We start from the raw sequence: 12420 nt of genomic DNA on the forward strand, positions 1-12420 counted from the left end.
GAACTTGGCTACTTGCTGACTAGGGCCTGCAGGTGGGTGCTGAGCAGCCGCACGTCGTTGGCCGTGTTCTGGAGACCGTTCCAGCTGCGTTCCTGGCCATCCGAGAACTTCCACGTGCCGGAAGTCCAGGCCACGTGCTTCTCGAGTCGGCGCAGGGTGATGCGGGTCTTGTCCCAGTTGACCTTGTCGAAGGGGACGCCTGTGGTGAGTCGGTCCATGACATAGCCCATGGCCTGGATGCCCACACCATGGGTCAACCTCGACTCCTTGGGAGGCTTGTTCCACGCATCCTCGAAGAGGTTCTCCACTGCCGTCCAGAAGGACAGAAGGTGCGCCAGCATCGCGTCCTCGTCCCCGGTGCCGTCCTCAGCGTTCCGGTACTGGTACAAGGCGCCCTCGTAGATGCTGTGCTCCAGCATCCTCAGAATGCTGTTGTCCTTGATATTGCCGGTAGGCGATGTGGGGCTGCTGATCCTTCCGCAGAACGGACCGTCCCCCATATTCAGCAGGACCATGATCTTCGCAGCGAGCTGGCGGCGCGCGTACGAGCGCGGCAACTTGCCAGTGGTTTCCGGCAGCAGTTCGTACACGAGCCCCTTGGGCAGTGGCTTAGTCGAGTTGACCAAGATGAACTGCGACCGCTGCTCTTCCTGAGAGGCGATGAAGCCCACAGCTGCGACGGGGAACTCTGCGAGGTCAGCGTCCCTGATGGCCGCACTGCGCTGCTGACCGTCCACGAGCCAGGCCGGCTTCTCTTCGTCAGGCAGCGACTCGTCGACCGGGATGATCAATTCGCCGGGGATGGAGTAGCTCACACTGCCGCCGCGGACCGCGGGTTCGAACGTGACGCGATCATCGAAACCGAGAACCAGGGCGTTGGGAAGCATCGCCCCCTCGGACTCAAGGTAGCGCCGGATCGAGCGGATGTGGCTTAGGACCTCAGGCCGCTGATACCCCTGCAGCTTCTTCTGGCTGTCGCGGCGGATGCGCGAGACGGCGGCAAAGTCTTCCAGCTTCTTGCCGTCGACAGCGAAGCAGAAGATCTCCTTGTCGCCTTGGAGCACCTTGAGGGCGGGAACCTTCAGAACGTAGCGGTCGGCCACATCATCTCCTGTTTAAGTTGCTTTGAGTGCTATGCGCGATCTGGGCGATTATGTGAGCGGCAGCTTGCGCATCTTGGCTTCGAGTACCGTCATGTTATGGAACCCGCGACGCTTATTTCGCTCTGTTCCACGGAAGATAACCATGTCGATCTTGTGCTTCTTGCAGAGTTCGCATCGACAGTGCTCCCAAGGGCGGTCGACAAGGGTTTCCCTGTAGTGCTCGACCTTCTTCAGTTTCTTGTCGTCACCGAGGAGGGCTTGATAGGCGTACAAGGCATCCATGACCTCCTGCACGTCGAAGTTCTCGTCGGCTTCATACTGGCGCAGCAGTTTGAGGCATTCACGTTCGGCCTTAATGGCCGCCGACTGCGACACCACTCCTGCCAAGATCAGCCGCTTAAGAGTGGGGTTCCCGTCCACCTGGGGAACTCTGATAGCCAGGTATGACCGGTCGGCAGTGTGGTAGTTGTTCTTCTCGTCCATAAAGGCTTGCCGGAATGCTGATGTACTGTCGAAGCTGGTGACGTGATACTTTACGAAGCGTTCCATGCTGTCGATACGGGTGATTCCAAGGAGGTGGAACACGACGCCACTCTTGCGAACTTCAGAGATCCCCTCGAGGCAAGCGAGGATTTCCGGCGTCTTTAGCGGAACCATGCCACCCAGGGCGATCCGCTTGTAGCCCATTTTCTGGAGTTGGGCGACACTGTCCGCGTAGCTGGCCGGACTCCATCCCTGCGCCGCACCAACCGGTTCCAGATGCTGCTTCCTGTCAGTGACCAGGCGATTGTGACTCTTGGTGGCTTCGATGAATTGCTCTGCCAACTCGAGCGAAATCTCGCGACGCTTCACCCATGCCGGATCAACGTCCTTTTCAGAGGCATCAGGTCGATAGCCGAAGATCACATGGTCGATACTGATTCCTGAGTTGAATCGGCACTCCGTGTAGTAGTGGAGAACGTCCTCAACTCTGTACGGGGGGCGCTCTTCATTGATGTAGTTGAAGGATCCGCAGTCGCCGAGGCTTTCCATCGTGTCAGGCAGCCCGAAAAAGGTTCTCACTCCGTCTCGGTAGAGCCGGTCCCTCTGAGGGGCGCTGTACTTCCCAGCCCCCTTAACCGACCCATCCACGATGGCCTTGCTGACCAGTATCCCGTCGTAGGGCGCGGGCTTTACTGCCTGATGGGCATACAGATCGTCCCTCTGCCGATGCCGCTGATCCGGGTACTCATCGTTGATGAAGTCATACCTGGGATAGATCTGATCTTGGCTATCAGGGAAGTAGAACTTCACGAAGCACTCATCCTCGAATCGCGATAAACGCGAATCAGAAAGTTTGACAGGATACTGATATGGCGGGGAGTGTTTTGCAACTCGTTCCAAGGGGTGTTGATTTCAGGCCAGCGCCCCTTGGTCCAATGACAGTGCGGCTTAATGAGCGCCAGTTCAGCCATGACCCTGTCGCTAATATCCGGCGAGTCGATATCGGCATCAAACAGAACTCGCTCCATGACCCGGTCCATGAGACGGCCCAGCGACCTGATTCCGACACCATGCATAAGGCGACTCTTGGCTGGAGGGAGCCCCCAGGCTTCAGGGAAAGTCTCCCTTACTGCAGTCCAGTAGACCACGAGAATCTTCCTAATGGCCGCGGTGTCAGTAGTTCCGTTGGACAGATTCTTGTACGAGAAGAGGACACCGGAAGGTGACAATGATTCAGTGATCGCAGTAATGAGACTGTTGTCCTTGACGACCGTGTCCGACTTCTTATCGGGAGTCGTCGACGCCTGCTTCACGAGCCCCTTGAAAGGCGAGTCACTATCCTGGTTGAGCGCGTTAACGAGGATCGCGGGAAGCTTCCGGGCGGACAGCCGGGTCGGCAGTTGGGTGTTCACTTCCGGGAGGAGTTCGGATACCAAATTGCTCGGAAGTGGAGACACCGTATTGACGCGCAGGAACTGATCGCGCTGGATGTCAAGATCTTCGGTCACGAACCCCGCAACCGTGATCGGCAAGGTGGATCGCCGAGTGAGTGCAAGCGCGCGGCTTCGCTGCTGACCATCAACGATCAGAGCCGGACGAGGCGCGTCCCGCGACTCCGGCAGCGGAATCTCAAGAGTTCCGATGGTTGCCAGTCCGTCGCTTGGGTTGGGGCCGCGACTACCTTTAAACCGCACCGTGGTGGGCAGGGCGAGGATGAGCCCATTCGGGAACAGCACATCCTCACCGTCGAGGTATTCCAAAATTTGCTTAACGTGCTGCTTCTTTTCGGGACGTTGATAGCCGAAGAGCTTGCCAGCCTCATCCCGGGAGATCCGTGCAACATCGGCTACTAGATCGACTTCTCGCGCTTCCAGGGCAAACAGATACAGGGGAATGTTCGGGTTCTGCTCAATGCGCAGGGCTCTGCGCTTGATGAGGTTCTCTGTCACCGTTCCCCCATAGCTCGGATGTACAAGTTGGCGAACCTGCTCTGCTCGCATGCCTGGTTGCCGTCACGCAGAACACGCAGGAGTCGCGACCGCGAGATGCCCGGATGTGACGCGTTCTCTCGCTTGATGAATGCCATGACGTCCTCGTCGGACATCGGCTTCCGGTCGTACCGCTCAGGCTCAGCTACGCCGGAAGCCCACTGCTGCCACGAGTCACGGGTGGCAGTCGAGGTCAGCCTGCCGTCCTCGCAGTGCTCAAGCCATGAGGCGGCCATGCGCACGTTCAGGCTCGTCAAAGTGCCGCCGAGCGTGCGTCGCAGACCCGCGTTGGAGGCGACTCTCTGGATGCCGGGGACCTCCTCGACGCCTCCAACCAGCAGGACCTCGCCCCCAACGCTGGCCAGCGCGTGGATCTCGGCCTTCATGGCGTTTGCGTACACCTCGGACAGGACCATGAGGACCGGACCCTGTCGCCCCAGCTCCTCCACGGTCTTGCGGCCAGTTCCTTCCTGAAGGTGCCCCCACCACTGGGCGCTGTCAGCCGTAGAGGCGGCGACGGAGTCGGCGTGTCGCGTACTGAAGGTCGCCGCGTAGGCAGGCGCCGCCGCCGATACTGACCGGAGGCCGAGGCCGGCCGACGCCACCCACAGTTCCGCTTCAAATCCGACCTTCTCGGCCGCTGCAGTTAGCCGACGGGACTGTGTCCAGTGGTCGCCCCGATAGAGCTCGCTTAGAGGCTTCGTGTTCGAAGCCGTCTCGACGCGCTCTCTCCACGCTGCGGAGCGTTCCTTCACGCTGCCGGCCGGTAGCGATCTTGCATGGAGCGTGGCCTCCGGCACAGCGGCCTTACGGTCCGTGCAAGTCACCACCAACGATAGTTGCCTCACGCAGCTCGACTCCCGACAGCCTTAACTAGTAACTTATCGCGGTTACTCTACCCGTCAGTTTTGGCGCTAGGGTGCACCAGTACACGCAGAGCTAACTAGGGAGCAAGGCATGGGACGTCCCGCGATCGTTCTACTGAGCGGCGGCCTGGACTCGACGACAGTTCTGGCCATCGCCAAGGACCAGGGCTACACGCCGTACGCGCTCAGCTTCCGGTACGGCCAGCGGCACAGTGTGGAACTGGAAGCCGCCAAGCGCGTGGCAGAGACTCAGGGCGTAGCCCGCCACGTCATCGCAGACATCGACCTGCGAGTTTTCGGTGGCTCCGCCCTTACTGCTGATATCGACGTCCCGAAGCACGACTCGCTCGACGATGCCAGCAACAGTGACGCAGACAGCAGCGTGCCCATCACCTACGTGCCGGCACGTAACACGATCTTCCTGTCATTCGCCCTGGCCTACGCGGAGACCGTTGGTGCGAGCGACATCTTCACCGGCGTGACCGCCGTCGACTACAGCGGCTACCCCGACTGCCGTCCTGAGTACATGGACGCCTACGCCAAGATGGCGAACCTTGCGACCAGGGCTGGCCTTGAGGGAACTCAGGAGCTCAAGCTCCATTCCCCCCTCATCGCGATGTCCAAGGCCGACATCGTTCGCGAGGGCCTGCGCCTGGGCGTGGACTACTCCCAGACCTCTAGCTGCTATGACCCGGACGAGCAGGGTCGGGCCTGCGGCCGTTGCGAGACTTGCCTGCTCCGCCTGAAGGGCTTCGCTGAGGCTGGTACCACTGACCCCGTGCAGTACCAGGGCGTCTGAGAATGACCTATCTGGTCAAGGAGATCTTCTACACCTTGCAGGGCGAAGGGAGCCATGCGGGCCGGCCCGCTGTCTTCTGCCGCTTCTCGCGGTGCAATCTCTGGACAGGACTTGAGAAGGATCGGCATCGGGCGATCTGCCAGTTCTGCGATACCGATTTCGTTGGAACTGACGGCGAAGGTGGCGGCCGGTTCGCGTCCCCTGATGACCTTGCCCGAGCCGTCGAGCAGGCGTGGCCTTCAACCTCCGCGGAACACCGCTTTGTGGTGTGCACCGGCGGCGAGCCGCTCCTGCAGCTTGACGAGGCAGCCATCGAAGCTCTGCACGCCAGGGGCTTCGAAGTTGCGGTGGAGACGAACGGCACCCGCGTACCGCCACAGGGCATCGACTGGCTCTGCGTCAGCCCGAAGATCGGCTCTGACCTGGTCGTCACAAGCGGCGACGAGTTGAAGCTCGTCTACCCGCAGTTGGGCGGAGACCCGGGCCAGTTCGAGCACCTCGACTTCCAATTCTTCCGCCTCCAGCCCATGGACGGACCCGACGCAGAAGCCAACACCCGGGCCACAGTCGACTACTGCATGAAGAACCCGCGCTGGATCCTCTCTCTCCAGACGCACAAGTATCTGGGAATTCAGTAATGGAAATCTTTCGCGAGTTCACGTTCGAAGCCGCGCACCGTCTGCCCAAGGTTCCTGAGGGCCACAAGTGCGCGCGCCTGCACGGCCACTCCTACAAGGTCATCGTCCATGTAGAGGCTCCCGTCGATCCTGAGGCTGGCTGGGTCATGGACTTCGGTGACGTCAAGCGAGCCTTCAAGCCGCTCGAAGCTCAACTGGACCACTACTACCTCAATGAGATCGAGGGCCTCGAGAACCCGACCAGCGAGGTCCTCGCCCGCTGGATCTGGGAGCGGCTGCAGCCGACGCTGCCCGCCCTCTCAGCCCTCACCGTCCGCGAGACGTGCACATCCGGTTGCACTTATCGGGGCGAGTGAGCATGCACGACATTCAGAATGAGACTGACTCTCGGGGCATCGAACTCGATCAGGTCGGCATCAGTGGCCTTCGCTATCCCGTGTACTTCGAGGACGGCTACCTCCGTCAGGACGGCATCGCGGACATCGCGGTCACCGTGCGGCTCCAGCACGACCGCCGTGGCACGCACATGAGCCGCATGGTCGCCCTCGCGCACGACCACCTTCAGAGGTTCGACCCCCGGCAGCTGCCGCAGGTCCTCAAGGCCGCAGCGGATCTGCTGGATGCGCCCGCGGTTACTGTGACGGTGGCCATGCCCATCAGCACGACCGTAGTAGCGCCGGCCAGCGGCCGTGAGTCGAAACAGGTTCACGACGTCCGTATCGAAGGGCACTGGGACAACGGTGACGTGACGGTGGCAACGGCAGTGACCAGTGAGGTCACCAGCCTCTGTCCATGTTCGAAGGCAATCTCCGACTACGGTGCGCACAATCAGCGCAGCCGGATCACGCTCAACGTGATGGGCCAGGGAGACACCCCGTACCCCCTGCCGGTCCAAAGCGCGGTGCGGTTGTTGACGTCGTCCGCTTCGGCGCCTGTAGTGCCCTTGGTCAAGCGCGCAGACGAGCGTGTCCTCACCATGCAGGCGTACGACCACCCTGTGTTCGTCGAGGACATGGCCCGCGACGTCAGCCTTGCGTGCCGGGATCGAGGCCTTCGCTACTCGGTGCGCATCCGCAACCTCGAAAGCATCCATAGCCACGATGCTGTCGCATACGTCGCTGGATAAGACCGGCAGCAAGTTTCAACGCTTGATCTCTACTCGTGCTACTGGCTCAGCCCAGGACCTCGCGCTCGGGCTGGCCAGCTTCGGGCCCCCCTGGTGCGAGGCTCAAGCCCCCACGGGGAACTTTGACCGCAGGAAGCGGGCAACGTACGACTGCACGTACTGCACCAGGGCCCTTCTGCCGCCGCCGCGCCGCTGGTCTGTCCGTGAGACGGCGATGGTGAGTTCTTGGACGGTGACCACATCACCGCGCCCAACCCACTGTGGTTTCGTCGGTGCCGACGCCGGCGGCTCTTCAGACATGGCCCTCCATCCACCACCGCTCGTCGGGAACTGCGAGAGAGACCACCTGCTGACGGGGAGCACGGATGGCTACCAGGGGGAGGCGCCGTTCCGGAGGTAGCGTGGCCGACCGTCTGCGAGGGCGGCGAGAGCTGCTTCGAAACGGCGGGTAAGCCGTGGCCCCAACAGTGTCCCGGCTTCAGTGGGGGAGAAGAACGCGAGCTCGGCAAGCTCTTCGTCCTGCGGCCGCAGCGCGCCAGCCGCTTCTTCGTCGATGATGCCGCCGTCGAAGATGAACGCCAGCTGGTCGTCCCACGGCCCGTGCGGTCCCACCCAGTCCACGACCAACTCCCCCCGCAGGGTGACGTGGAGGCCCAGCTCCTCCTTCAGCTCTCGGACTGCTGCGTCCTCGGGGGGTTCGTTGGCCTCGACCATGCCGCCGGGCAGATCCCATGCGGGCTTGTACGTGGGGTTCACCAGCAGCACGCGGCCCTGGCCATCGCGCAGCAGGACATCGGCGGAGACGCGCTTGCGGGCCTGGGTGGCGTTGCCCTCGGCCAGGTAGGCGTTCCAGGCGGCTGGGTCTGCGGGTGTGGGCCTCATGGAAGGGTGCCTCCGCTGTGGGGCGTGATGATGTCGGCCAGCAACAGCATTCTGGCCCGTGCCGCGTCATCGAATCGAGCCAGGAAGTCCCGCACGGGCGGGTATCCCCGGTGGGGCTCCACCATGGTGCGCAGTTCCTCGAGCTGGTGGACGACTCGGATGGAGCTGAGGTTGGGGCTCGTCGTCAGCAGCGTGAGCCCGAAGTGGACGGCGGCGTCGAGGTCGGAGCGTTGGACGTGGATGCCGACGAGGGTGATGCGGCTCAGTGCCAGTGACCGTGCCCGGCCGTTCTCCCGGAGACTGATTGCCCGCTCCGCATGGGAGAGCGCCTCGTCGTACCTTTCCAGGTCCCGCATGACCAGAGCGGCTTCACTCGCGAGCGCGGCGGCGTCGAACGGGCTGATCCACGGATGTTCTGCCTCCACCGATGTTCCGAGAACCGTGTGGGCCGTGTCGAGTGCGCGCACCGCGGGATCGTGCTGCTGCGTGACGGCGAGGGCCCGGGCATGCATGGTGTGCAGCCTTGCGGTCAACGACGGGATCCGCGGGCCGTGGGCCACATTCTCGAGGCCAGTCCGAGCCAAGTGCGCCGCCTGGACCGGATCACCTGTCTGGAGGGCGAGATGGCTGCTGCTCGCCGCGATGTTGGCCCCCAATGTCAGGTCGCCCGAAGTGCGGGCGAGGGGCAGGGCACGGTCGAAGTGCTGCTGGGCGAGTTCATCGCGTCCTGTGTCGTGGGCCATCCAGCCGGCCATTTCGGTGAAGGCCGCGGCGGCCGCGAAGACCTGAAGCCCAGAGCGGGCATCGACGAGTCGCGGTCCAACGTCGTTGTGCAGATGGCGGACGACTGCGCCGTACAGACGGCCGCCGCCCGCTTGCCGGTCTGCATCGCGGAACGCATCCATGGCGGCCAGGTCGTCACCGTTCGGCGGTGTCTCCACAGACTTCTGCGGTGTTGGGGCTTGGGGTTCCCAGGAGCGGCGCGCGAGCCCGAGCAGGTGGCCGGGAATGTGGAGGGCGTCGGCGATCTGCTCGAAGACCGAGAGCTTCTCCACTCGGCTCTTGCCGTTCATGTAGTCGTAGAGCCGCCCCTGCGTGACGTCCACCGCTGCCGCGATGCGGCGGGTGCTGACGCCGCGGTGGTTGAGCAGCCGGAACAGGGCCCCCATGTCGCGCTCCGCACACGCGGCAAGCAGGCGTGGATCACCGAGCAGCCCGGCGACGACCTCGCGTAGATCCTGATGCTGTCGGCCCATCAAAAGCGCCCCCTCGTAGCGTTCTTCGAGGTTATGACCCATGAGGACGCGGTGACTCCATCTTGGAGTCACTGGCTGGAGTCACATGGAGCCCGGGTCACGGCGTTGACTTATGTTCTGCCAGCCCGGAGCGAGAGAACCGCAGCGTTCCTGCTTCGGCTGGTTGCCAGATCGGCGGTCCCGCCCCCGTGTCCCCCGTCGGGGACGGGGCCGCCCTCGTCCGTTTCGGAGGCGTCCGCCATGCCCGCCATGCCTACGCTCGTCACCCGCTTCGACATCACGGGCACCAGCAGCGAGGTTCCTGCTGCCCGGCGCGCGATCGTCGAGAAGACCCGGGCGTGGGGCGTCGCCCTGGACGACGACACCGCCTACACCGTCGGTGTTGTGGCATCCGAGCTGGTCACCAACGCGGTCGTCCACACCACCGGGGCGGTAACTGTCTCGCTGTACCACCAGCCCGGTCGCCTCCTGATCGACGTCCTCGATACCAGCAGTGATGCCCCGCTGGCGCACGAGGCCGGTGTCGAGGAGGAGCACGGCCGTGGCATGGAGCTCGTCGGCGCTCTCGCCGCCCGTACTGGCTGGCAGCACGTCGAGCGCGGCAAACGCGTGTGGGCCGAGATCGCGGTACCGAAGCCGCCCCCACTCTTGCGTGCTGCCGTCTTGCGCCGGTACTTCACAGCGCGATCAGGACCGTGCCTCCACCGCGTGCTGCAGCCGTTTCTTCCCAGCCATCGGGCCGAGACGACGTACCGGCCGCAGCCCACTGGCCTTGACTGGGCGGGGTACGACTCGTCGCCCGGGTCGGGCCGCTGGCGGTGGAGGGCAGTTCCTCTGCCCTCCGTCGCCTGACCGGTGAGGGTCTGTCTGCACCACGGCACAGGATGCGCCCGGCTCCGCATCCACCCATTGCGCAATTCCGACGCACCGCGTCTGCGGAGCCTGATGCGCAGACGGTCGAGCTCGACTCGCCTATGAGGAAGTCGTGCTGTCCGCTGCCGTGTGAACGAAGTCATTGTGGATTCGCTCGAGTACGCCGTGCAGTGACTTCCACGGGAAGGGATCCGATTGATCGGCTGGCAGTATGCGCACACCCCACTCGCGCAGGGACTGCAGGGCAGGTTCGTACAGCGGATGCCCCGCCAGGCTGGAGTTCGTCCACGGCACCGCGACCACCGGGACCTGAGCCCCTACAGCCTCGGCAGTCACCGCGAGGGCCAGAGTGTCAGCGATCCCCGCGGCGAGCTTGGTGATCGTGTTGAACGTTGCCGGCGCGACAACGACCGCGTCTGCCTGCGGTAGTGCCACAGGGTCATCTGGGTCGAAGTCCCAGCGCACCGCCTGCCCAGAGCACTGTTCGGCATGGCCAATGTCCAGGAATCGACGCCCCACCGGACTGGGGACGATGCACGGATCCCATCCGGCCGCCCGCAGCGCGGACGCGAAGTCGGGGAGATCCCCGGTAGGGCGTGTTCCACAACCCACAAGATGCACCACTGGACGCATACGAAACCCCTCCCTGTCGGCGTTGATCTTGCCATCCGGACCGCCTCAAACTCCGGCATAGGGGAGCATCACAGCGGCCTATGGTGTGTGGCATCTGACGCGTACATGTATCACTGCGCGGTACGAGAAGGAGACCTGCGTGCCAGAGACCAACGAGACGCTGCACAACCGTTTCATAGAACTGTCCGGGCTTCCGGAACGGGGCCGGGTGGTTGACCTGGGCTGCGGCGCGGGCCCGGCCCTGGCAGCCTTCGCGAGACGCTTTCCGCAGGCGCACCTCACAGGTCTCGACCGCTCTGAGCAGGCGTTGGACACGGCCCGCGAGCGGCTGCAACACCGTTCAGGCATCGTGGAGTTAGCTTCCGTAGATCTGCGAGAGAAGCTGCCGCTTGCCGAGGCGAGCGTGGACGCGGTGATCTCGTCCAACCTTCTGGAGTGCCTGCCCGACCCGGCGCAACTACTGAAAGAGATCTGGCGAGTGCTGCGGCCAGGCGGCCGGGCGGTCTTGTCCCATTCGGACTTCGACGCGATCGTGATCTCCGGTGTCCCTGTCGACCTGGACCGCAGGGTCGGCCACGCCTTCGCCGACGACGCTCCACCGTGGATGGATAGCTCTGACGGCAGGATCGGTCGCAAGCTGCCCGGCTTGGTCCACGCATCACCGCTTGTCCGGACGCATGTGGAGACCGTGGTGACGTCCTCGACTGAATTGACCGGCCACGCAGCCCGGCGTGTCGGTGATATCCGGGGAGCGTTGCGGTCCACCGCCAGACGAGGACACGGCACGGTGGGGCTGGACGAGATCGACAAGTGGTACGACGCGGTTCAACAGGCGGCCGATGCTGGGGACTTCTTCTTCGCCGAGACGGCAGTGGTTGTCGCAGCTCATGCCGTCTGACGAGCTGCGGGCTGCTCGTCCACGGCGTCCAGGAGTGTAACCAGCGGCTGGTTGTCACTGCGGAGCTCTGCATCCCAGTCGGTCAGAACCTCTTCAAGCGCATCGGTGTAGTACCGAATGGCCGCGGTGATGCCGTAGCGGTTGTACGGGGCAGGTGCTGAGGTGAGTCTTGTGGCCCATGCATCCCAGCGGCTTCCGCCGAAGCGGTGGTGGTCCGTGCCGGTGTCGCGGTCGCGTAGGAGCATGGCAGCCACGAGCACGTGCCGGGCGAGCTGCAGCGTGAGGTGGGCACCGATTAGGACGTCTCCGCGGGCCGCCTTGACCGCTGCGAGAACGGCGTCGAAGCGGAAGTCGTTGACCAGTTCGGCCATGGCACACGGCGGATCGTCGCCGACCGCGTGGATAGGGCCGGGTGGTGCCTTGCGGTCAACGGGGTCCGCAGCGGTGATGTCGAGCCGGCGCAGGTCGGACAGGACCAGTCGGAGGGTGTAGCGGACGGAGCTCCCGCTGCGGCTGGTGGCGAATATGGGAGAGTAGCGGGCGCTGATCCCACGGGCGAAATCCTCCGCGACGGCAAGCGGCTCGGCGGTAGTGATTGACAGGTCAAGATCGGACCACCGGTCGGTGCAAGGCTGATCACCGGCCGCGGAACCGTAGGGCCTCAGTTCCTGGATGCGGCTGTCGCGGGAAGCCATTTCCTCCAGCTCGGGGAGCATCTGCAACTGCCAGTTGGCGCCCTGCTGTCCGCCGCCTGTCATCCTCGTCTTAACCATGGAGAGCAGGTTGGCATGGCCTGACAGGTGCCGTCCTCAGTCTTTAGCACGAACCAAGGGTCCCGTCCCCACGAGCGTCAGTGGCTAATTCCATGGACGGCA

The 12420-nt window shown here is 63.6% G+C and carries 14 protein-coding genes; 6 read left to right on the forward strand and 8 right to left on the reverse strand.

From position 1 onward, the window contains the following. Window positions 1-8 precede the first annotated feature (8 nt). The 4 genes from dbpB (OG390_RS28140) to OG390_RS28155 are packed head-to-tail and all read right to left on the reverse strand — an operon-like array spanning window position 9 to window position 4329. Window positions 9-1103 (reverse strand): DGQHR domain-containing protein DpdB, encoded by a 1095-nt coding sequence (dbpB, locus tag OG390_RS28140; protein WP_406172147.1) that lies wholly within the window; start codon window positions 1101-1103, stop codon window positions 9-11. A gap of 48 nt (window positions 1104-1151) precedes the next feature. Further along, window positions 1152-2396 (reverse strand): tRNA-guanine transglycosylase DpdA, encoded by a 1245-nt coding sequence (gene dpdA / locus OG390_RS28145; protein ID WP_406172149.1) that lies wholly within the window; start codon window positions 2394-2396, stop codon window positions 1152-1154. Beyond that, complete coding sequence (gene dbpB, locus OG390_RS28150) at window positions 2393-3535, reverse strand: DGQHR domain-containing protein DpdB (protein ID WP_315892438.1); 1143 nt, start codon at window positions 3533-3535, stop codon at window positions 2393-2395. The genes dpdA and dbpB (OG390_RS28150) overlap by 4 nt, the downstream gene beginning before the upstream one ends. After that, window positions 3532-4329 carry a hypothetical protein gene (locus OG390_RS28155; protein WP_406172151.1) on the reverse strand — a complete coding sequence of 266 codons (798 nt, stop codon included), beginning with the start codon at window positions 4327-4329 and terminating at the stop codon, window positions 3532-3534. Before OG390_RS28155 ends, dbpB (OG390_RS28150) begins: the two co-directional genes overlap by 4 nt. Window positions 4330-4531: 202 nt before the next feature. Here OG390_RS28155 and queC point away from each other — a divergent pair, with 202 nt between their 5' ends. The 4 genes from queC to OG390_RS28175 are packed head-to-tail and all read left to right on the forward strand — an operon-like array spanning window position 4532 to window position 7003. Next, window positions 4532-5239, forward strand: a complete 708-nt coding sequence (gene queC, locus OG390_RS28160; protein ID WP_360739284.1) for a 7-cyano-7-deazaguanine synthase QueC — start codon at window positions 4532-4534, stop codon at window positions 5237-5239. Between the two features lie 2 nt (window positions 5240-5241). Next, window positions 5242-5877, forward strand: coding sequence for a 7-carboxy-7-deazaguanine synthase (gene queE / locus OG390_RS28165; protein WP_315892441.1), 636 nt, complete (start codon window positions 5242-5244; stop codon window positions 5875-5877). Further along, complete coding sequence (gene queD / locus OG390_RS28170; RefSeq protein ID WP_315892442.1) at window positions 5877-6233, forward strand: 6-carboxytetrahydropterin synthase QueD; 357 nt, start codon at window positions 5877-5879, stop codon at window positions 6231-6233. The genes queE and queD overlap by 1 nt, the downstream gene beginning before the upstream one ends. A 2-nt stretch (window positions 6234-6235) precedes the next feature. Next, window positions 6236-7003 carry a GTP cyclohydrolase I FolE2 gene (locus tag OG390_RS28175; RefSeq protein WP_406172154.1) on the forward strand — a complete coding sequence of 256 codons (768 nt, stop codon included), beginning with the start codon at window positions 6236-6238 and terminating at the stop codon, window positions 7001-7003. Window positions 7004-7372: 369 nt separating this feature from the next. On the opposite strand, the gene OG390_RS28180 is transcribed toward OG390_RS28175, so the two are convergent. Then, window positions 7373-7885 carry an NUDIX domain-containing protein gene (locus tag OG390_RS28180; protein WP_406172156.1) on the reverse strand — a complete coding sequence of 171 codons (513 nt, stop codon included), beginning with the start codon at window positions 7883-7885 and terminating at the stop codon, window positions 7373-7375. After that, a complete protein-coding gene (locus tag OG390_RS28185) occupies window positions 7882-9141 on the reverse strand; it encodes a helix-turn-helix domain-containing protein (protein WP_406172157.1) in 1260 nt (419 codons plus the stop codon). Before OG390_RS28185 ends, OG390_RS28180 begins: the two co-directional genes overlap by 4 nt. A gap of 240 nt (window positions 9142-9381) precedes the next feature. Here OG390_RS28185 and OG390_RS28190 point away from each other — a divergent pair, with 240 nt between their 5' ends. After that, window positions 9382-9993 carry an ATP-binding protein gene (locus tag OG390_RS28190; RefSeq protein ID WP_406172159.1) on the forward strand — a complete coding sequence of 204 codons (612 nt, stop codon included), beginning with the start codon at window positions 9382-9384 and terminating at the stop codon, window positions 9991-9993. A gap of 120 nt (window positions 9994-10113) precedes the next feature. Here the strand turns inward: OG390_RS28190 and OG390_RS28195 are convergent, their stop codons facing one another. After that, window positions 10114-10647 (reverse strand): flavoprotein, encoded by a 534-nt coding sequence (locus tag OG390_RS28195; RefSeq protein ID WP_406172161.1) that lies wholly within the window; start codon window positions 10645-10647, stop codon window positions 10114-10116. A gap of 139 nt (window positions 10648-10786) precedes the next feature. On the opposite strand from OG390_RS28195, the gene OG390_RS28200 reads away from it, so the two are divergent. Beyond that, window positions 10787-11545, forward strand: coding sequence for a methyltransferase domain-containing protein (locus tag OG390_RS28200; RefSeq protein ID WP_406172163.1), 759 nt, complete (start codon window positions 10787-10789; stop codon window positions 11543-11545). Here the strand turns inward: OG390_RS28200 and OG390_RS28205 are convergent. Next, window positions 11533-12318 carry a hypothetical protein gene (locus OG390_RS28205; protein WP_406172165.1) on the reverse strand — a complete coding sequence of 262 codons (786 nt, stop codon included), beginning with the start codon at window positions 12316-12318 and terminating at the stop codon, window positions 11533-11535. The genes OG390_RS28200 and OG390_RS28205 overlap by 13 nt on opposite strands. Between the last annotated feature and the right edge of the window lie 102 nt (window positions 12319-12420).

Origin of the sequence: Streptomyces sp. NBC_00996, from assembly GCF_045162675.1 — a bacterium.
In the GTDB taxonomy this organism is placed as follows: domain Bacteria; phylum Actinomycetota; class Actinomycetes; order Streptomycetales; family Streptomycetaceae; genus Streptomyces.